21 protein-coding genes and 1 tRNA gene are annotated in these 19593 nt (G+C 67.1%); 10 read left to right on the forward strand and 12 right to left on the reverse strand.

Annotated elements, in window-relative coordinates:
- Nucleotides 1-9: 9 nt before the first annotated feature.
- A complete protein-coding gene (locus ABIB28_RS04245) occupies nt 10-1014 on the forward strand; it encodes an MBL fold metallo-hydrolase (RefSeq protein ID WP_354286611.1) in 1005 nt (334 codons plus the stop codon).
- 5 nt (nt 1015-1019) lie between these two features.
- Here ABIB28_RS04245 and ABIB28_RS04250 read toward each other — a convergent pair.
- A tRNA-Arg gene (locus ABIB28_RS04250) sits at nt 1020-1096 on the reverse strand.
- Nucleotides 1097-1176: 80 nt separating this feature from the next.
- Here ABIB28_RS04250 and ABIB28_RS04255 point away from each other — a divergent pair.
- Nucleotides 1177-1941, forward strand: coding sequence for a queuosine precursor transporter (locus ABIB28_RS04255; RefSeq protein WP_133189857.1), 765 nt, complete (start codon nt 1177-1179; stop codon nt 1939-1941).
- Nucleotides 1942-2070: 129 nt separating this feature from the next.
- On the opposite strand, the gene purQ is transcribed toward ABIB28_RS04255, so the two are convergent.
- From purQ to ABIB28_RS04285, 6 genes are all read right to left on the reverse strand, one after another.
- Entirely contained in the window at nt 2071-2742 is a 672-nt protein-coding gene (gene purQ, locus ABIB28_RS04260; RefSeq protein ID WP_354286613.1) for a phosphoribosylformylglycinamidine synthase subunit PurQ, read from the reverse strand.
- The gene (purS, locus tag ABIB28_RS04265) at nt 2739-2969 is read right to left on the reverse strand and encodes a phosphoribosylformylglycinamidine synthase subunit PurS (RefSeq protein WP_354286615.1); all 231 of its coding nucleotides are present in this window, start codon (nt 2967-2969) and stop codon (nt 2739-2741) included. The genes purQ and purS overlap by 4 nt, the downstream gene beginning before the upstream one ends.
- An 81-nt stretch (nt 2970-3050) precedes the next feature.
- Nucleotides 3051-4697 (reverse strand): hypothetical protein, encoded by a 1647-nt coding sequence (locus ABIB28_RS04270; RefSeq protein ID WP_354286617.1) that lies wholly within the window; start codon nt 4695-4697, stop codon nt 3051-3053.
- A 6-nt stretch (nt 4698-4703) separates the two neighbouring features.
- Nucleotides 4704-5483 carry a phosphoribosylaminoimidazolesuccinocarboxamide synthase gene (purC, locus tag ABIB28_RS04275; RefSeq protein ID WP_354286619.1) on the reverse strand — a complete coding sequence of 260 codons (780 nt, stop codon included), beginning with the start codon at nt 5481-5483 and terminating at the stop codon, nt 4704-4706.
- Between the two features lie 114 nt (nt 5484-5597).
- Nucleotides 5598-6812 carry a kynureninase gene (gene kynU, locus ABIB28_RS04280; RefSeq protein WP_354286620.1) on the reverse strand — a complete coding sequence of 405 codons (1215 nt, stop codon included), beginning with the start codon at nt 6810-6812 and terminating at the stop codon, nt 5598-5600.
- A gap of 130 nt (nt 6813-6942) precedes the next feature.
- Nucleotides 6943-7815 (reverse strand): alpha/beta hydrolase family protein, encoded by an 873-nt coding sequence (locus ABIB28_RS04285; protein ID WP_354286622.1) that lies wholly within the window; start codon nt 7813-7815, stop codon nt 6943-6945.
- Between the two features lie 112 nt (nt 7816-7927).
- Between ABIB28_RS04285 and parC the strand changes: the two genes are divergently transcribed.
- On the forward strand, nt 7928-10174 hold the full coding sequence (parC, locus tag ABIB28_RS04290; protein ID WP_354286624.1) for a DNA topoisomerase IV subunit A: 2247 nt from the start codon (nt 7928-7930) through the stop codon (nt 10172-10174).
- A 110-nt stretch (nt 10175-10284) separates the two neighbouring features.
- The gene (locus tag ABIB28_RS04295) at nt 10285-12000 is read left to right on the forward strand and encodes a putative bifunctional diguanylate cyclase/phosphodiesterase (RefSeq protein ID WP_229839238.1); all 1716 of its coding nucleotides are present in this window, start codon (nt 10285-10287) and stop codon (nt 11998-12000) included.
- Here ABIB28_RS04295 and ABIB28_RS04300 read toward each other — a convergent pair.
- From ABIB28_RS04300 to ABIB28_RS04315, 4 genes are read right to left on the reverse strand one after another with little or no spacing between them, the layout of a single operon-like run.
- Entirely contained in the window at nt 11970-13193 is a 1224-nt protein-coding gene (locus ABIB28_RS04300; RefSeq protein WP_354286626.1) for a CCA tRNA nucleotidyltransferase, read from the reverse strand. The two genes, ABIB28_RS04295 and ABIB28_RS04300, sit on opposite strands and share 31 nt — an antisense overlap.
- Nucleotides 13181-13777: a CoA pyrophosphatase gene (locus tag ABIB28_RS04305; RefSeq protein WP_354286628.1), complete on the reverse strand. Its 597-nt coding sequence runs from the start codon at nt 13775-13777 to the stop codon at nt 13181-13183. The genes ABIB28_RS04300 and ABIB28_RS04305 overlap by 13 nt, the downstream gene beginning before the upstream one ends.
- Entirely contained in the window at nt 13774-14340 is a 567-nt protein-coding gene (locus ABIB28_RS04310; protein WP_354286629.1) for a DUF1285 domain-containing protein, read from the reverse strand. The genes ABIB28_RS04305 and ABIB28_RS04310 overlap by 4 nt, the downstream gene beginning before the upstream one ends.
- 46 nt (nt 14341-14386) lie before the next feature.
- Nucleotides 14387-14899, reverse strand: a complete 513-nt coding sequence (locus ABIB28_RS04315; protein ID WP_354286631.1) for a GNAT family N-acetyltransferase — start codon at nt 14897-14899, stop codon at nt 14387-14389.
- A 151-nt stretch (nt 14900-15050) separates the two neighbouring features.
- On the opposite strand from ABIB28_RS04315, the gene ABIB28_RS04320 reads away from it, so the two are divergent.
- Together ABIB28_RS04320 and ABIB28_RS04325 are read left to right on the forward strand one after the other, a co-directional pair.
- A complete protein-coding gene (locus ABIB28_RS04320) occupies nt 15051-15422 on the forward strand; it encodes a dihydroneopterin aldolase (RefSeq protein WP_133189837.1) in 372 nt (123 codons plus the stop codon).
- On the forward strand, nt 15419-15736 hold the full coding sequence (locus ABIB28_RS04325; RefSeq protein ID WP_354286633.1) for a Rossmann fold domain-containing protein: 318 nt from the start codon (nt 15419-15421) through the stop codon (nt 15734-15736). The genes ABIB28_RS04320 and ABIB28_RS04325 overlap by 4 nt, the downstream gene beginning before the upstream one ends.
- Before the next feature lie 33 nt (nt 15737-15769).
- Here the strand turns inward: ABIB28_RS04325 and ABIB28_RS04330 are convergent, their stop codons facing one another.
- Nucleotides 15770-16621 (reverse strand): hypothetical protein, encoded by an 852-nt coding sequence (locus ABIB28_RS04330; protein WP_133189833.1) that lies wholly within the window; start codon nt 16619-16621, stop codon nt 15770-15772.
- Nucleotides 16622-16842: 221 nt separating this feature from the next.
- Here ABIB28_RS04330 and ABIB28_RS04335 point away from each other — a divergent pair, with 221 nt between their 5' ends.
- From ABIB28_RS04335 to ABIB28_RS04350, 4 genes are all read left to right on the forward strand, one after another.
- The gene (locus ABIB28_RS04335; protein WP_189675411.1) at nt 16843-17511 is read left to right on the forward strand and encodes an energy transducer TonB; all 669 of its coding nucleotides are present in this window, start codon (nt 16843-16845) and stop codon (nt 17509-17511) included.
- A 69-nt stretch (nt 17512-17580) separates the two neighbouring features.
- Nucleotides 17581-18369 (forward strand): MotA/TolQ/ExbB proton channel family protein, encoded by a 789-nt coding sequence (locus tag ABIB28_RS04340; protein WP_133189831.1) that lies wholly within the window; start codon nt 17581-17583, stop codon nt 18367-18369.
- A gap of 92 nt (nt 18370-18461) precedes the next feature.
- Nucleotides 18462-18944, forward strand: coding sequence for an ExbD/TolR family protein (locus tag ABIB28_RS04345; protein ID WP_165954502.1), 483 nt, complete (start codon nt 18462-18464; stop codon nt 18942-18944).
- Nucleotides 18945-18998: 54 nt separating this feature from the next.
- A complete protein-coding gene (locus tag ABIB28_RS04350; protein ID WP_133189829.1) occupies nt 18999-19427 on the forward strand; it encodes an ExbD/TolR family protein in 429 nt (142 codons plus the stop codon).
- Nucleotides 19428-19593 lie beyond the last annotated feature (166 nt).

Below are 19593 nucleotides of genomic sequence, written 5' to 3' on the forward strand. Positions count from 1 at the left end.
GCGCATAGCATGCCCCGTAACCGCTATTATTCCGGCCCGCCGAGCGACCATTTCGACGGCGTGCGCTTCTTCAACCCCGGCCAGCCATCGAGCGATGCCGGGCTTGGTGCGGTGCTGCGCTGGAAGCTGGCGAACGGCGCGGCGCGCTGGCCGGTGTCGGTGTCCGTCGCGCCGGCCAAACCAGTCGCGCGGCACGCGGGCTTGCGCGTCACGATGGTCGGCCACGCGTCGCTGCTGATCCAGGCGGCCGGGGTCAATATCCTGACCGACCCGGTGTGGTCGGAGCGCGCGAGCCCCTTCTCCTTCCTCGGCCCCAAGCGAGTCACCGCGCCGGGGATCGCGTTCGAAGATCTGCCGCCGATCCACATCGTGCTGCTCAGCCACTGCCATTACGACCATCTCGATCTCGCCACGCTGCGCCGGCTCCACGCCGCGCACGCGCCGCTGATGGCGATGCCGCTCGGCAACGACGCGATCGTCCGCGCAGGCGTTCCGGGCGCGCACTGCGTGGCGGGTGACTGGTGGGACGGCCTCGCGCTCGGCGATGGCTTCGCAACGACACTGACCCCCGCGCGGCACTGGGCGAATCGCTGGCCGACCGACGTGCGGATGGCGTTGTGGGCGGGGCATTACCTCACGACGCCGGTCGGGACGGTGTGGTTCGTCGGCGACACAGGCTATGGCGACGGCGCGATCTTCGGCAGCGTCCGGGAGCGGCTCGGTGCGCCCGACGTCGCGCTGATCCCGATCGGTGCGTACGAACCACGCTGGTTCATGGCCGAGCAGCATGTCGATCCGGCGGAAGCCGTGCGAATTTTCGAGGATGTCGAAGCGCGGCAGGCGCTCGGCATCCATTGGGGGACGTTCCAGCTGACCGACGAAGCGCGCGATGCGCCGCGGGAGGCGCTGGGCGCAGAGCTGTCGGCGGCGGGGATCGCGGCATCGCGCTTCGTCGCGGCGGAACCGGGCGGGGTGTACGACATGGATCGAGGGGCGAGCGGCGCGGCCGCCTGAGGCGTTGGCGCGCCCGGAGGGAGTCGAACCCCCGACCGAGGAGGTAGAAGCTCCTTGCTCTATCCAACTGAGCTACGGGCGCGCACTGGCTGTGCCATTAGCGCGGATTGCGTGCGCGCGAAACCGGCTTCATAGCTTGGGTCGATCAGGGAGCGAAACGACATGGATGGTTTGAAAACGATCACCGCGGAGCAGACGCGCGGTCGCGAATTCCGCTATTTCGATTTCGTCATGGTCGCCTTCGTCGTCGTCCTGTTGCTGTCGAACGTCGTCGGCGCGGGGAAACGCTCGGTGATCGACTTGCCGTGGATCGGGCCCTGGCCGTTCGGCGCAGGAATCCTGTTCTTCCCGGTCAGCTATGTGATCGGCGACATCCTGACCGAGGTGTACGGCTATGCCCGCGCGCGGCGCTGCGTGTGGGCGGGGTTCGGCGCGCTGATCTTCCTCGCGCTGATGGAGCAGATCGTCGTCGCGTTGCCGCCGGCGGCGGCATGGAACGGGCAGGCGGCCTATGAATATGTCTTCGGCCGCTCGATCTTCGTCGATCCTGCCGCGGCGACCGGCTTGCGCATCATCCTCGCCTCGGTGACGGCCTTCTGGGTCGGCGAATTCGCCAACAGTTTCGTGCTCGCCAAGCTCAAGATCCTGACCGAGGGCCGGATGCTGTGGACGCGGACGATCGGTTCGACCGTCGTGGCGCAGGGGTTCGACAGCCTGATCTTCTACCCGCTCGCCTTCTACGGCGCGCCCGATTGGCCGGTCGAGGCGATGCTCGCGGTGATGGTCAGCCAGTTCTTGTTGAAAGTGTCGTGGGAGGTGCTGCTGACGCCGTTCACCTATCTCGTGGTGAACTTCCTCAAGCGTGGCGAGGGGGTCGACGTATACGACCGCGGGACCGACTTCTCGCCGTTCCGCGCGCGGGTGTAGCGGCTGCTTCGGTTTTGCCTCAACTCGTCACCCCGGCCTCGTGCCGGGGCCCACCGTGCCGCGTTCGCAACGTGCGCAGCACGCGCGTCCCGGTGGACCCCGGGACAAGCCCGGGGTGACGACGGTTTGTTACGCCCCGACCGCCTCGAACAGGCCCTCGAACATCCGCCGGCCGTCGTCGCCGCCATGCGCCGCGGTTTCGATCCGCCGCTCGGGGTGCGGCATCAGGCCGAGCACGTTGCCCGCCGGGCTGAGCACGCCGGCGATGCCCCGCGCCGAGCCGTTGACCGGCCCCGCATAGCGGAACGCAACGCGGCCTTCGCCCTCGAGCCGGTCGAGCGTTTCTTCGTCGGCCGAGTAATTGCCGTCGTGATGCGCGACCGGATAGACGATCTGCTCGCCCGCGGCGTACCGGCTGGTGAAGACGCTCTGGCTGGTGCCGACCGTCAACGCGACGTCGCGGCAGACGAAATCGAGCCCGGCATTGCGCATCAGCGCGCCCGGCAGCAGGCCGGCCTCGGTCAGGATCTGGAAGCCGTTGCAAATGCCGAGCACGGGCACGCCGCGCCCCGCCGCGTCGCTCACCGCGCGCATGATTGGCGACCGCGCGCCGATCGCGCCCGAGCGCAGATAGTCGCCATAGGAAAAGCCACCGGGAATCGCGATCAGGCCGACGCCGTCGGGCAGCTCGGTTTCGGCGTGCCACACCATCGTCGGCGCGGTGCCGCCGACCTGCTCGAGCGCGGTCGCGATGTCGCGGTCGCAGTTCGAGCCGGGGAAGACGAGGACTGCGGTCTTCATACGCGCTCGATCCGATAGTTTTCGATGACGGTGTTGGCGAGCAGCTCGCGGCACATCGCGTCGACGCGCTCGTCGGTGGTGTCGTCGGCGACGTCGAGTTCGATCAGCTTGCCCGCGCGGACATCGTTGACGCCGGCGAAACCGAGGGTGCCGAGCGCCTTGTGGATCGCGCGGCCCTGCGGATCGAGCACGCCGGGCTTCAGCGTGACGAAAATGCGGAGCTTCATGGGGCTTGTCCTGGCTACGACGGTTGAGCGCGCAAGCCTATGGCGACCCGCGGCCCGTGTCGCAAGCTTTACGCGCGCGGCTCACTCGGCCTTGGGTACGGCAGGCGCGCCGCCGAACCAGTGTGGCAGGCCGATCGTCGTCGCGATGCCGTAGCGGGCGAGTGCTGGCTTGGGCCAGGGGCCGGTCAGATAGAGCGGCGCGAAGCCGCCATCATCTTTCCCTGCGAGCAAGGCGCGGACATGCGCGTCGCCGAGCCAGCGTTCGTCGCCGGTGAAGGCGCGGCGCAGCGCGACGGCATGGACTCGGCGGGACACCAGGATCTGGTGATAGTCGAACGAATTGCGCAGCTCGCCGGTCGTGTCGGCCATCCAGGCGGTAGCGAAATAGGTCGGGATCCATTCCGCCGCGGTGGGGGCGGGGAAGATCACCATCCGCGCGGGCTCGCTCGGTCCGACGCGAATGGGTTCGAGCCGGATCGTCAGCGCGAGCAGTACGGGGGCTAGCGCGACCAGCAGGATCGGGCGGCGGCGCGCGTCGAGCAGGAAGCGCAGCGCGAACATACCGAACAGCGGCAACACCCATTTGAAATAGTGGAGATTGTTGAAGCGCCACAGGCCGGTCGGCAGCAGATCGACATACGCCAGCATCAGCACGCCGTAGATCACCCCCGCAGCGGCGACGGTGAGCGTCACGGGCCGTCGCGCAGGCGGCGTCGCGAGGCACGCCGCGATCAGCCCCGCGCCGCCGAGCAGCAGCCACGGCGCATATTCGAGCAACCCCATCCCCTCGCCGAACCAGCCGCGCGGGTCGACGAGCACGACATACGCCTTCCAGCCGAGCCAGGCGAAGGTGAAGCCGTATTGCGCCGAGTAGAGCATGTAGGGGCTGGGGGCGGCGCCATAGATTGCGATGTAGAGCGTGGCGAGGAGCGCAAAGGCGATCGCGAAGCTGCCGATCGCGATACCAGCGGCGCGCCCGTCGCGCGCACGGTAGAGCGCTGCCGCCGCCGAGAGCGCGATGATCGCGCCGATGATCGCATCGCCGGGCCGAGCGAACGGGATCAGCCCGAGCGTGATGCCGATGATGCTCGCGGGCCAGCGGGATGTGGTGGTGGGGCTGTCCCCTTCTCCTGCACCCCGGCGAAGGCCGCGGCCCAGGAGCGCGCGGGCCGTAGGCTCGGGCAGCGCTTCGTTAGCCGCTGCGTCGCGACTGGGCCCGGGCTTTCGCCGGGGTGCGGACGTGGGCGGATTCGCCCACAATTGTGCCATCGCGCCGAGCGCGAGCCACAGCAAGGCCGCCGAGGGTGTCGTCGTCCAGGGCTCGATCCACAGCTTGGCGATGCCGAATTGGGCGAGCGTCGTCGCGGCGAACAGCAGTGCCGCCCCCGCGCTGGGCACGCCGAATGCGCGCGCAACGCTCCTGAACCCGGCGAAGGCGAGCAGATAGCAGGCGAGATCGACGAAGAAGAAGGGCTGGCTCGGCCACGCCTGCAGGAACGGCATGCCCAGCAGCGGGTAGAGCAGCGGGTAGTAATGGACGGCGGGATCGAAATTCCCTGCCGCCAGCGCGCTCGCCGAGCGCACGTACAGCGCCTGGTCCTGCCAGTCGTGCCAATAGAGCAAAGCCGGGTCGCGCAAGCCGGGAAGCCCGACCACGCGCCACACCGTCAGCAGATACGCCAGCGCGAGCGCCGCGAACGGCCACGCCGCCCGCGCCAGCGCTTGCATTGGGGCTTACTTGCCCTTGTTCAGACGATGCTGCTCGAGATCGAGCACCGCACCGTCGGTCTCCTCGGTCAGCAGGCCCAGCCGGCGCGCGACTTCCTGATAGGCCTCGACTTCACCGCCGAGATCGCGACGGAAGCGATCCTTGTCGAGCTTTTCTTTGGTCGTCATGTCCCACAGGCGGCAGCCATCGGGGCTGATCTCGTCGGCGAGCAGGATGCGCGGATAGTCGTTGTCCCACACGCGTCCGAATTCGAGCTTGAAGTCGACGAGACGGATGCCGATCCCGGCGAACAGCCCGCACAGGAAATCGTTGATGCGGATCGCGAGGTCGGCGATGTCGTGCATCTCCTCCTGGCCCGCCCAGCCGAACGCGGCGATATGCTCGTCGGTGATCATCGGATCGCCGAGCGCATCGTCCTTGTAATAATATTCGATGATCGTGCGCGGCAGCTGCGTGCCTTCCTCGATCCCGAGGCGAGTCGAGATCGAGCCCGCCGCGACGTTGCGCACGACGACTTCGATCGGGATGATCTCGACCTGGCGGATCAACTGCTCGCGCATGTTGAGCCGACGGATGAAGTGCGTCGGCACGCCGATCAGCCCGAGCAACGTGAAGATGTGCTCGGAAATCCGGTTGTTGAGCACGCCCTTGCCGCTGATCGTGCCCTTTTTCTGGGCGTTGAAAGCGGTGGCGTCATCCTTGAAATATTGGATCAGCGTACCCGGCTCGGGACCCTCGTAAAGGATCTTGGCCTTGCCTTCGTAGATCTGGCGGCGGCGTGCCATGTGCGCGGAAACCCTTAAATGAAGCGGCCCCGGCAACGCGATCGCGGGCCGGGGCGGGAAGAGCAGCGGCTATACCGGATGCATGCCGGGGGTGCAATCAGCTTGGCGCGGGCGTCAAGTGACCGCGTTGCGCGTGGCGAACGCCGGATCGGCGTAGCTGCCGTCGCCGAGGATTTCGCCGAGTATCGCGCCCGCGCGGACCACGTCTTCGAAGCCGAGATACAGCGGCGTCACGCCGAAGCGCAGGATGTCGGGATCGCGGAAATCGCCGATCACGCCGCGCGCGATCAACGCTTGGCACAGCGCATAGGCTTGCGGGTGGCGGAAGCTGATATGGCTGCCGCGCGCGCTCGGGTCGGCGGGTGACACGCATTCGAGGCCGAGGTTTGCCCCGATCGCGGCGAGCGCGTCGAACAAGGCGGCGCTCTTGGTGGCGACCTGCTGCTGGTCGACGTCGCGCCACAGGTCGATCCCGGCCTCGAGCCCGGCCATCGCCAGCATCGAGGGGGTGCCGGCGAGCCAGCGCTTGATGCCGGGAGCGGGGGCATAGGCATCGCCAAACGCGAACGGCGCGGCGTGGCCCATCCAGCCCGACAGCGGGCTGGCGAGCTGCTCCTGCAGCCGGCGCGAGACGAACAGGAAGGCCGGCGCGCCGGGGCCGCCATTGAGATATTTGTAGCCGCAGCCGATCGCGAGATCGGCGCCCGCGCCGCCCAGGTCGAGCGGGATCGCGCCGACGCTGTGGCTGAGGTCCCACAGAGCGAGCGCGCCGGCGTCGTGCGCGCGGGCGGTCCAGGCCGCCATGTCGAAGCGCTCGGCGGTCTTGTAGTGGACGTGGGTGAGCATCAGCAGCGCGGTGTCCCCGTCGATCGCTGCCCGGATATCTGCGCGGGCGACCGCGTTGAGCCGCGCGCCGGGGACGCAGCCAGCCGCGCCCTCGGCGATGTGGAGGTCGGTCGGGAAATTGCCCGTCTCGCTGACGATCGTCGTGCGGGGCGCCGCGTGGCGGAGTGCGGCGACGAGCAGCTTGAACAGGTTGACCGAGGTCGAATCGGCGACGATCACTTCGTCGGGCTCGGCGCCGATCAGCGCGGCGATCTTGCCGCCGATGCGCTGCGGCGCGTCGATCCAGCCTTCGTTCCAGCTGCGGATCAGCCGCTCGCCCCATTGTCGCTCCGCCATGTCGGCGAGTGCGGGCGCGGTGGCGCGGGGGAGCGGGCCGAGCGAGTTGCCGTCGAGGTAGATCACACCTGCGGGAAGCGCGAAGCGGTCGCGATAGGCGCGGAGGGGATCGGCGGCGTCGAGCGCGCGGGCTTCGTCGCGGGTCATGCGGATGCCTTGGTGGAGAAGTTTTGTTTGACTGGGTTGCGCGAGGCGGAGCGCAACCGACTCCCCTCCTTTCCAGGGAAGGGAGGCGCGGTGCGGCGGCCGTTGCTCGAAATTGTAAAGGACAGCACGCTCACTTCTTCAGCCCCGCCTTGATAAGCGTCTTCGCTTGCGCCCAAGCCGCGCTCTCTGGCGCGATCAGTTCGACATGCCCCGTCCGCTCGACCAGATGCAGCGTCGCCCTGTCGCCCTTGGCCTGTGCCGCCGCGACATAGTCCGTTCCGAGTCGCACCGGGATGATCTTGTCCTCGCGCCCGTTGACCAGATCCTGCGGCACGCCGAGCGGCAGCAGCCGAGGGACCGAGGTGTCGGCGTAGACATCCGCCCGCGCACCGGGCTTGCCGACGAGCTGCGCGACCACCTCGACGCCGCAGCCATTGTCGGGGCTCGCCGCAGTCGCCTCGAGATCGGGCAATCCACCGAGGCTGACGACACGCGCGATCTTCAGCGGGTGCGCCGTATAGAGCGGACTCGTCGGCGCGATCCGCGACCGACCGGCGAGCCACAAGGCAAGATGCCCGCCCGCCGAATGCCCGACGACGACGATTCGCTTGGTATTGAGGTGATACTCCGCCGCATGCGTCCGCAGCGCATCAGCCGCCGCGCCCGCATCGAGGAAGGTCCCCGGATAGCCGCCGCCGCTCTTATCGACGCCGCGATATTCGACGTTCCACACCGCGATGCCGTCGCGCCGCAGATCGTCGGCGATCCAGTTCATCAGCCGGCGATCGGCGATGCTCGTCGTCCAGCAGCCGCCATGCACCATCACCACGACGGGATGCTTGCCAGCGCCGGTGGGCAGCCAGACGTCGACCTTCTGCAAGGCGTCGGGGCCATAATCGATCGTCGCATCGGGGGCGGGCTGGGGCCGCTTGGTCAGATCGGGCCAGGTCAGCAGCGCGGCGGGCGCAGGTGCGGCGGGAGCGGGGGGCGGGGTCTGGGACATGGAGGCTGTCGATACAGCGATCAGGGCGAGCGGGAGAAGACGCAGCATGCCTCGCCTGTAAACGCCGCGCTGGCATCTCGCCACCAGCGAATAGCGCTGCTATCGCCGGAGGATGCCAACCGATGTGACCGATCCCTTCAACGCCATCGTCGACGCGCCGTTCGATAGCGCGCTGAGCGATCGCTATCTCGTCTATGCGCTTTCGACGATCACCGCGCGCTCGCTGCCCGATGTGCGCGACGGGATGAAGCCGGTGCACCGCCGCCTGCTATGGGCGATGCGCCAGCTGCGGATGGACCCGAGCACGCCGTACAAGAAATCGGCGCGCGTCGTCGGCGAGGTGATCGGCAAATACCATCCGCACGGCGATTCGTCGGTGTACGACGCGATGGTCCGCCTCGCGCAGGATTTCTCGGTGCGCTACCCTTTGGTCGAGGGTCAGGGCAATTTCGGCAATATCGACGGCGATGGCGCCGCCGCCTTCCGCTACACCGAGGCGCGGCTGACGCAGGTCGCGATGGATCTGATGGCGGGCCTCGACGAGGACGCGGTCAACTACAAGCCGACCTACAATAACGAAGAGCAGGAGCCCGAGCTCTTCCCCGGTGCCTTCCCCAACCTGCTCGCCAATGGCGCGGCGGGGATCGCGGTCGGCATGGCGACCAACATCCCGCCGCACAATGTCGCCGAGCTGTACGACGCGGCGATCATGCTGATCGACCAGCCCGAGGCCGACGACGCGGCGATGCTGCAGCATATCCAGGGCCCCGATTTCCCGACAGGCGGACTCGTCGTCGATTCGCCCGCGGCGATCGCCGAGGCCTATGCCACCGGCCGCGGCGGCTTTCGCCTCCGCGCGCGCTGGAGCATCGAGAAGGAAAAAGGGGGCGGCTGGAACGCGATCATCACCGAGATCCCGTACGGCGTGCAGAAGGGCAAATTGATCGAGCAGATCGCCGCGCTGATCAACGACAAGAAGCTGCCGATCCTCGCCGACGTCCGCGACGAATCGGATTCGGAAATCCGCGTCGTGATCGAGCCGCGCAGCCGCTCGGTCGAGCCCGACATGCTGATGGAGAGCCTGTTCAAGATGACGGACCTCGAGGTCCGCTTCAGCATGAACCTCAATCTGCTCGACGCCGACCGCACGCCGCGCGTGATGAGCTTGCGCCAGGCGCTGCTCGCGTGGATCACGCACCAGTTCATCGTGCTCCAGCGCCGCACCGCGCACCGGCTCGACAAGATCCGCGACCGGATCGAGCTGCTCGACGGCTATATCATCGCCTATCTCAACCTCGACCGCGTGATCGAGATCATCCGCACCGAGGACGAACCCAAGCCAGTGATGATGGCCGAGTTCGAACTCAACGACCGGCAGGTCGAGGCGATCCTCAACATGCGGTTGCGATCGCTGCGCCGGCTCGAGGAAATGGAGCTGCGCAAGGAGCGCGACGGGCTCGAGAATGAGCGCTCGGGGCTCGAGGCACTGCTCGGCAGCGAAGCGCGCCAGCGCACGCGGCTCAAGAAGGATTTCGGCAAGCTGCGCGAGCGCTACGGCCCGGAGACCAAGCTCGGCCGCCGCCGCACCACCGTCGCCGAGGCCGCCCCTGCACGCGACATCCCGTTGGAAGCGATGATCGAGCGCGAGCCGATCACCGTGATCCTGTCGCAGCGCGGCTGGATCCGCGCGATGAAGGGGCATCTCGATGCCGCGGGCGTGGCGGCGGTGAAGTTCAAGGACGGCGACGCCGCGGCGTTCGATTTCACCGCGCAGACCACCGACAAGATCATGATCGCCGCCGAGAATGGCCGCTTCTACACGCTCGCGGCCGATCGCCTGCCGGGTGGGCGCGGTTTCGGCGAGCCGGTACGGTTGATGATCGACCTCGATGGCGATGTCGATATCGTCGAGATCTTCCGCGCGAGCCTTGCCGAAAAGCTGCTCGTCGCGGCGACCGACGGGCGCAGCTTCCTCGTGCGCACCGCCGACATCATCGCCGAGACGCGCAAGGGCAAGACTGTCGTCACGCCGCGACTCGGCGCCAAGCTCAAGCTCGTCCGCCCCGTCGATCCGGCGCACGATTATGTCGCGGCGATCGGTGACAATCGCCGCTTGCTCGTCTTCCCGCTGAGCGAGCTTGCCGAGCTGTCGCGCGGGCAGGGGGTGCAGCTGATGCGCTTCCGCGATGGCGGCTTGTCGGATGCGATCACCTTCGTCTTTGCCGAGGGACTGAGCTGGCCGATGGGGGGCGATACCGGCCGGACGCGCACCGAAACCGACCTCGCGCCGTGGCGCGCAGCGCGGGGCGCGGCGGGGCGGATGCCGCCCAACGGGTTCCCGCGCGACAATCGATTCTAGCGCGAACAACCGCGCCCATCTGTCTGCAAAGCATCGGATTTCTGGCGGAAATCGGGGAAATTCGTTTCGACTAAGAGGGATGTTAACGAATCGACCCTATCGCCAGGACTATGGCGCCGAAGTCCAATCCCGTGCTGACGCATGCGACCCCTCCGATGCCCTCGGCGGCGCTGGAGGCTTACCCGACATCGGTGGCGATGGCGGCTCGGATGATCGACCTTTTGCCGATCCCCGCGGCGATGGTCGCGCTCGGCGACTCGGGGGTGACGGTTCAGATCGCCAACCGCGCGTATGAAATTGCCGGCCTCGGCATGAACGACCGGCGGCGTTCGCTGATCGCGCAGATCGAGCCGCAGATCGTCGCGTTCATCGAGGGCGATACGCTGCGCACCGAATTCTCGGTCGAGTTCGGCGACAAGGTCGATTGCCATTATTACCAGGCAACGCTCGCACGGCTCGAACGCAACCCACTGCAGCGCTGCATGCTCGCTTTGGTCGACCAGACCGCCGAATTGCGCACCGAACACAATCTGCGGCGCGAGATGCTCACCGACAGTCTGACCGGGCTGCCCAACCGTGCCGGGTTCAGCGATCGGCTCGAAATGTTGCTCGAAGAACCGACCGAGCGTGCGAATTACGCCGTGTTGGTGATCGATCTCGATCGCTTCAGTCGAGTCAATGCCTGTCTCGGATCGATGGCGGGGGACGAACTGCTCATCACCGTCGCGCGTCGGCTCAAGGGCGCCTTGCGCGCACAGGACGTGCTCGCACGCACCGGCGGCGACGAATTCGGCATCCTGCTGACGCTCGAGGACGGGGTCGGCGATGCCGAGCGCGTCGCGCGGCGAATCCAGGGCGCGCTGTCGACGCCGTTCCGCCTCTCCGACTTCGAGATTCGCGTCGCCTGCTCCATCGGCATTTCGTTCGGCGCGGCCGCGATCGAAGATGGCGAGGAATTGATCCGCCACGCGCAATTCGCGGTCAAGCGCTCGAAGGCGACGGGCAAGACCGAAGCCTATCAGACGCAGGCGTTCGACATTGCGCGCGAACAGTTCGGGATGGAAACCGCGCTGCGCCGCGCGATCGAGCGCGGGCAGATGCGGCTGACCTATCAGCCGATTCGCGACCTTTCGACTGGGCAGCTCGTCGCGTTCGAATCGCTCGCGCGTTGGCGCGACGAGAACGGCGTGGAATATTCGCCCAACGATTTCATCCCGGTCGCCGAGGAATCGGGGCTGATCGTGCCGCTCGGGCGCTGGGCGATCCAGGAAGCCGCCGCGACGCTCGCGCAATGGGATGCGCGCTGTGGCGGCCATTGCGGCGTGCGACTCGCGGTCAATCTCTCGGCGATCCAGCTGCAGCGCGATACGATCGCCCCCGTCGTCGAGGCTGCGCTAAGCGCCTACGGGCTCGAGGGCTCGCGCTTCACGCTCGAACTGACCGAAAGTGCACTGGTCACCGATCCCGACCGAATCGCCGGGATCATGCACGCGTTGAAGCGACTCGGCACGACGATCGCGATGGACGATTTCGGGACGGGCTATTCGAACCTCGCCTATCTCCAGAAGCTGCCGATCGACATCCTCAAGATCGACCGAAGCTTCGTCAGCGGGATGCTCGCCGATCGCGACAAGATCGCGATCGTCCGCGCGGTCCTGTCGCTGGCGCAAGCGCTCGGCATGAAGACGACGGCCGAGGGAATCGAGACCAACGAACTCGCGCAGACGCTGGCGGCGCTGGGCTGCACTTACGGCCAGGGCTATCTCTACGCGCGGCCGCTCGAGGCCGAGGCGGCTTATGCGATGCTGGTCGAGGACCGCCACTGAGCGACGGCTTCGTCGGCGATCGCGTGCGCGCGCGCGGCGTCGGGGAAGGTTTCTGTCACCCACCGATCCTCGATCTGCTTGAGCAAGCGCGCGACGTCGGGCCCCTTGTTGACACCGCGCTGGACGAGCGCCCCCCCGGTCAGCGGAAAGCGCGGGATCTCAAAGGCGACGATCTCGCGTGCGCCGCGCACCGCATCCGCCGCATCCTCGACGGTCAGCAGCCAGCGGTCGAGCGCGCCGTCGCGCCCCAGCCGATAGGCGAGCGGATGCGGCGAGTCGGTCGGATCGGTCAGCGCCGAGACGATCCGCTTGCGCTGCGCGTTCGACAGTTTGAGGCGTGCACCGACGTTTTCGCCGAGGACGGGGTCGCGTGGCAGCACTGCCGCGAGGCGGCGGAGCGGATCGGGCGCGAGTCCGGCCTGCATCTCGGCCGCTGCGACACAGGCGAGGCGGCTTACCCCAGAATCGTCGATCTCGGGCAGCACCGGCAGCAGGATGCCGCGCGCGATCATCAACGCAAGCGTCGCGACGGCGTTGGGCGCGACGAGCAGTTTGAGGAATTCCGCCGAGATCCGTTCGCGCGACAGCGCCATCAGATCGTTGGCGCGCTGCGTGCAGGCGTCGAGCCCCGCCGCATCGGGTGCGTCACCAAAGCGCGCATGGAAGCGGAAGAAGCGCAGGATGCGCAAATGATCCTCGGCGATGCGCTGCAACGGTTCGCCGATGAAGCGCACGCGCCGCGCCGCGAGATCGTCGAGCCCGCCGAAATAGTCGAAGATCTCGCCGCTCGCCGGGTCGGCGTAGAGCGCGTTGATCGTGAAATCGCGCCGCGCCGCATCCTCGCGCCAATCGTCGGTGAAGGCGACCGTCGCGTGGCGGCCGTCGGTCGCGGTGTCGCGGCGCAGCGTCGTCACTTCGATCGGCGCGCCATCGGCGAGGACCGCGGTGATCGTGCCATGCGCGAGCCCCGTCGGAACCGCCTTGATCCGCGCCCGAGCGAGCAAGTCGATCACGTCTTCGGGGGTATGGCGCGTCGCCAGATCGACATCGGCGACGTCGATTCCGAGCAGCGTGTCGCGCACCGCGCCGCCGACATAGCGCGTCTCGCCGCGCGCAGCACCGAGCACGTCGCACAGTTCCGGCAGACCCGCCCGCGTCCGCCACGCGGCGGCGGGAAGGATCAGCCGTTCCATCGCAGCCGGCGCGACAGATTGACGATCATCGCCGCAGTCGCGCCCCAGATGCGGTGGCCATCCCAATGGATCTCGTAATAATGCCGGTTGCGCCCCTGCCACTCGACGCTGGCTTCGGTGTGGTTGCCCGAATCGAGCAGGAAGCCGAGCGGGACTTCGAACACTTCGGCCACTTCGGCGATCGCCGGGGTGAACACCAGATCGGGCGGAACGACGCCGATCACCGGCGTCACCTCGAAGCCGGTGACGGTACGATAGCGGTCGGCCTCGCCGACGATCGTCACACGGTCACGCGGCAGCGCAATCTCTTCCTCGGCTTCGCGCAAGGCGGCAGCGATCGCATCGGCATCGCCCGAATCGACGCGGCCGCCAGGGAAGGCGACTTGTCCGGCATGGCGCGACAGCGTGTCGGTGCGAAGCGTCAAGATCACGCCGGGCTCAGCACGATCGGTCACCGGGATCAGCACCGCGGCCTGGGCGAGCGGGCTCGCGATCGACTCGACGTCGACATGGTCGCCGGTGAGCAGCACGGTGTCGGCGTGGCCGATCGCCATCGCCTGGCGAAGCCGTTCGATGAGCTTCATGCCGCGGGCTCCAGCGCGAAGAACGCGCCGCCGCTCCACACGCCGGGCGGGGTCTCTCCGCCATCGATCGCGCGCTGCGCAAGTTCGTAATAGACCGTCCGCGCCACGACCGCGTCGAGCTCGCCGCGGACGCGCAGATAGGGGCGGGGGCCGTCGTCGCGCGGTTCGAAGCGCAGCGGATGATCGGCATCGGCGGTGACGAGGTCGCCGGTGTTGAGCCGGAAGGTCAGCATCGCGGCACGCCCTTCGCCCGATGCTTTCAGCTCGACCGCGACGAACGGCGCGTCCTCGACGTCAATGTCGAGCTTCTCGACCGGGGTGACGAGCACATAGCCGCCATCGGCCTCGCGCCGCAGGATCGTCGAGAACAGCCGCACCATCGCCTGGCGTCCGATCGGCGATCCCTGGTGGAACCACGTCCCGTCGCGCGCGATGCGCATTTCGCTGTCGCCGCAATGCGTCGGGTTCCAGCGCTCGACCGGGGGCAGCTTCTGCTCTTCGGCAAGGCGGGCAATGTCGGCGAGCGACAAAGCGGAAAGGTCGGGGATCGGCTCCATGGGCATGAAGGCGCGGTAGGACAGGCGCGCCGCCTCGTAAAGCCGCGTCGCGTCAGACCAAGGCTGCCACGCGCGGTCCGAGCAGGCCGGCGCCGGTCGGAACGTTCGCGCCGCGGGCGAGCAGGCGATGCCGCTCGACCGGGCCGGGCACGCGCCACGCGGCTGTGCGCGCTGCGTCGAAGCCGAAGAAGCGGCTGTAATATTCGGGGTCGCCGATCAGCGTCAGCGCATCGTCGAGCCCCGCGGCTTCGGCTGCGGCCAGCGCGCGTGCCGTCAGCATGCGGCCGATGCCGCCTTGCTGGCGGTCGGGCGCGACCGCGACGGGGCCGACTTGCACCATCGCGACGTCGCCGCCGTCGTCACCGGCGAAGCGAATCGGCCAGCACTGGATCGTGCCGATCAACGCGCCGTCCTCGACTGCGGCGAGGCTCAGCACGGGGATCGCGGTCATGCCTTCGCGGATTCGGTCTGCCGTTCGGCCATGGCGGTCGGTCCCGAAGGCACGATCGAGCAAAGCCTCGACGGCGTCGGGCGCGACAGCGGCAATCGGCAAGACCTCGATCACGGGCGTTGATCCTTCATGGCCGCATGGCAGCACGCGGGCCGCGCGCTTTACCCCCGATCAGCCCCAACGCAAGCGTCATCGTAGGGCAAAGGTTCCTCACACGGCGACTTCTGCTATGGGGCGCGGCGATACGACCAGGATTGGGATCGATTTGACCGACCGTTTGACGCTCAACGTGCACGACCTCGAAGTGATGGTGCTGACCGGCATCTATTCGGAGGAGACGCATTTGCCGCAGCCGCTGCGGATCTCGCTGACGGTCGATCTGGCGGTGCCCGATCGCTTCGATCCCGAGACGCCGCTGGCCGCCTCGAAGAACTATCTCGACCTCAAGCACGCGGCGACGACCGCGCTGCCGACGGGCGTACATTTCAAGCTGGTCGAGGCGGTGGCAGACCATATTTGCGAGACGCTGTTCCTGCAGGACAGCCGGGTCACGCGCGTCGAGGTGTCGATCGTCAAGCTCGCCATCGCCGAGGCGGGCGAGTCGATCGGCATTACCCTGGTGCGGAACCGGCGGTGAGGGCGGCGCTCGCGGCGGCGGTGGGCACGCGGTCGGCGCTGGTTTTCGGGGATGATCGCGACGCGGTCGCTGCAGTGCGTACGGTGCCGCGCGAATCCGGGATGATCTTGCTGGTGATCGACGCGCGCGTTGCAGCGCTCGATCGCGCCATGCTGCTGGCGGCGGTTACACCGCTCGCGGTCGAACTTGCGCCGCACACGCGCCTTGCCGCGCTCGATGTGGCGGCGGATGCGAACTGCGACGCCGTGGTCGCTGCGGCCGACTATCTCGTCAGCGCACATTCGACGACGGGGCAGGTGCTCGAGGTTCGCTAAGGTGTCGCTTCGGCCTTGCGCCCGGGGGTGTTTCTAGCGTCGCCCCCCGCGCTCGCACGCGCCGAGCTCGCGGACGACCAGCGCATAATCTTCGCGCGCGATCGTCGCATCGTCGCCGCTTTGCGGGACCGAGGTGTCGGGCAGCGTGGCGGGCAGGGTGCAGGCGAGGCGGTACCACAAGAGCGTATCGCGCGCCGGTGGTGGGGCAGATTGGTCGACCACTTCGCTGAGCGCGATCACCCAATGCGGCGGCTGATCGGGTTTGCGCTCGATATCGAACGAGATCGGACGGCTGTCGCTGGTCGTCAGGAAGATCTGCGTCTGGCCCGAGCCGGGCAGATCGCCGCGCGTATGGACGGCATTGCCGATGCCGGTCACCGTTGGCGGCGCGTCGGGGGCGAGCACTTCGCGGACGATTCGGCGGGTGAGCCCGTCGCCCGTCGGGGTCCAGCTGCGCTGCCCGTCGGGCCGGACGAGCTGGACCTGGCCAGCGTTGCTTGCGACACTGCGCGCGAACAACAGCACCCGCGCCTTGCGATAGCGCGGGACTCGCCCATGGGCATCGAGCGGGACGTCGAGCGTGTAGCCGAGCCGCGGCGGAACGGCGGTGGTGCCGCGAATCAGCGCGGTGACGTCGGCCTCGACGTACAGTCGCACGATATTCGGTGGGAGGTCCGGCGCATCGGCAGGCTTAAGCCGAAGCTGGCTGCGGATCGTCGCATCGACGATCACCGGCGCCGCGACGACGAGGTCGGCATAGTCGGCATAGTATAACGCCGGAATCGCGACATCTGTCGGATTTGCACGGGTTTGCTGCCCTGCGGCGAGGGTTGCGGGCAGGCCGAGCAGGGCGGCTGCGAGAGCGAATTTAAGCGGTATCGGCATGCTGCTGGATTAGCTGGTCACGACATTTTTAAACAGAAATAATTCTGCCACGGTGAGGTTGTACGTTTGTTGCGTGAGACAAAGCGTTTGCGTCGTGGTTTTTGGCACGATAGAGGTTGTGGTCTGTCCAGGATACACTAGCCCATGACAGGCCGGATAACGAGCGGACGTTACGGATCGGCTTGGACCGTCGTGCCGGAATAGAGGAGTTTCGTTTCTGAATGGCATACGCTGATCGCAATACGAGTGGCAGCAAAGTGGTGTCGATCGTGATCGTTTCGGTCATTGTCGCGCTGTTCGCGTGGGGTTTCGTGAACGGGCTGACCTTCAAGTACATCAAAAAGGTGACCGAGAAGCTTAACACCTTCGACGTCGTCGAACCGCCGCCCCCTCCACCAGACAAGCCGCCCCCCCCGCCGCCCGAACAGCCGCAGCTGCAGACCCCACCGGTCGTGTCGCCGCCGCCGATCGTGCGCGTCCAGTCGCCGCCGCCGCCGATCGCTACGGTCGTCACGCCGCCGCCGGCTGCGCCGATCACGGTTCGCGCCGCAGCGCCTGCTCCTGTCCCGGTCGCGGCACCCCCCGCACCCGTGGTCAGCAAGGCCGCGGGCCCCAAGGGCGATCCGTCGCAGTGGGTGACCACCGACGATTATCCTTCCGACGCGCTGAGTGCAGAGGCGCAGGGTACCAGCAAGATCAAGTGGGAAATCAATACCGCTGGTCGTGTTGAGAACTGTGTCGTCGTCGCATCCAGCGGCAACTCGTCGCTCGATCGCGCGGCCTGCTCGAACATCACGCGTCGCGGGCGGTATTCGCCGGCGATGGACCAGAGCGGCAACCCCATCCGTTCCGCTTCGTCGCGCAACGTCGTGTGGCGCTTGCCAGAATAAAACCAATCCTAGCCGTGCGGGCCCGGGAAGGGGCCCCACGGTCATCTTGTCGAGAAGGAAGTCCCCCTAATGTCCACCATCATCCTCGCTGCCGGTGCCAACGCCGCAGACAATTTCGGCTTCATGAACGCGATGAAGCAGGGCGGCCCCGTCACCTGGACGACCGCTGGCATCCTCACGATCTTCCTGTTCTTCACGCTCTACATCTTGTTCACCAAGATCTTCGAGCAGCAGAAGATCATCAACCAGGGCCGTCGCGTCCGTGCGACCTTCTGGGCGTCGAACTCGCTGCGCGAAGGCGCTGCCAAGCTCGAGAAGAACTCGGCCTACAAGCAGATCGTCGACGACGGCATCGAAGCCCAGGAGCAGCATTCGCGTCTGACCGATCCGGTCGAAGCGCATGACTGGCTGCACGGCTCGCTCGCTCGCTCGGAAGCGATCATCAACTCGCAGCTCGGTGGCGGTCTCGCCTTCCTCGCAACGGTCGGCGCAACCGCACCGTTCGTCGGTCTGTTCGGTACGGTTCTTGGTATTTACCGCGCACTGATCGGCATCGGCCAGGCTGGCCAGGCATCGATCGACAAGGTCGCAGGCCCGGTCGGTGAGTCGCTGATCATGACCGCCTTCGGTCTGGTCGTCGCGGTTCCGGCCGTGCTCGCCTTCAACTGGCTGCAGCGTCGCAACAAGGCGATCGCCGAGCACCTCTCGGCCTTCTCGAACGACGTGCTCGGCTACCTTGCATCGAACGGTGCGGTTCGTCCGCATGCACCGGGCAAGAAGGCTCCGGTTGCTGCAGCGAAGCCCGCTGTGACGACCACGACGGCTGGCCAGGCCGGCGGCGTGCAGACCCGCGTCTAAGACTACCGAACGGGGCCGCCGCTCGGCGGCCCCGCTTCCTTCGCCGCCCGGTATGTCGGGCGGCCTGACCGATACGAATAGGATGGCCTTTCATGGCGATTAGTACAGGTGGCGGCGGCGATGACGCCCCGATGTCCGACATCAATACGACGCCGCTCGTCGACGTCATGCTGGTGTTGCTCATCATCTTCCTCATCACGATCCCGGCGATCGTGCAGACCGTCAAGCTGAAGCTCCCGGACGTGCGCTACGATCCGACCGTGACCAAGCCCGAGAACGTGTCGCTCTCGATCACGCGCAAGCCAGACGGCAGCTGCGCGGTGTTCTGGGGCCAGACGCCGGTGACGCATGAGGAACTGCTCAAGCGTGCGACCGACAAGCTCAAGGAAATCGTCGACAAGGCCGGCGGCGCCGCGAACTTGACGACCGACGACCTTCCCGAGGCGCATATCCGCGGCGACGTCGAGACTCCGTATCGCTGCATTGGCGGTGCAATCTACACGATGCAGTCGGCAGGCTTCGCCAAGGTTGGCTTCATTTCGGAACCCCCTCCCACGGGCGGCCCGTCTTCGTGATCGCTGCTGCAGCAGCGCATTTGATTTGCGGCCTCGCCGCAGGGAGTAACTGACATGGCAATTAGCGCAGGGCGTGCTGACGACCAGCCGATGATGGACATGAACACGACGCCGTTGATCGACGTCATGCTCGTGCTCCTCATCATGTTCATCATCACCATCCCGATCCAGACGCACGCGGTGAAGGTCGATCTTCCGATCAATGACCCGAACCAGACCAAGCCCTTGATCGACCCGCAAAAGAACAAGATCGTGATCCAGCCCGACGGCGTCGTGCTGTGGAACGGCGCGGCGACCGACCCGGCAACGCTGCAGCAGTATCTGACGCAGACGACGCAGCTGAACCCCGAGCCCGAGCTGCACTTCCAGCCCGACCCGGCGGCAAAGTACGAGAAGGTCGACCAGATCCTCGCGATCATCAAGCGGTCGAACGTCTCGAAGCTCGGCTTCATCGGCAACGAGCAGTATCGCAACGACTTCTAAGGCGTTCGCGACCATCGAAGCACAATCAGGGCGGTCCTTCGGGGCCGCCTTTTTTTTGGCCGTGGCGCCGCGACAGGCGGGGGCTTGCCGCCGGGGCTCCGCATTCCCGCTGCAACGACCGGGCGGACATCCGCAGGCGATCGGGCGGTCCGCGCTAGGCAGTGAC

The organism is Sphingomonas sp. UYEF23 (assembly GCF_040546165.1).
Classification (GTDB): Bacteria; Pseudomonadota; Alphaproteobacteria; order Sphingomonadales; family Sphingomonadaceae; genus Sphingomonas; species Sphingomonas glacialis.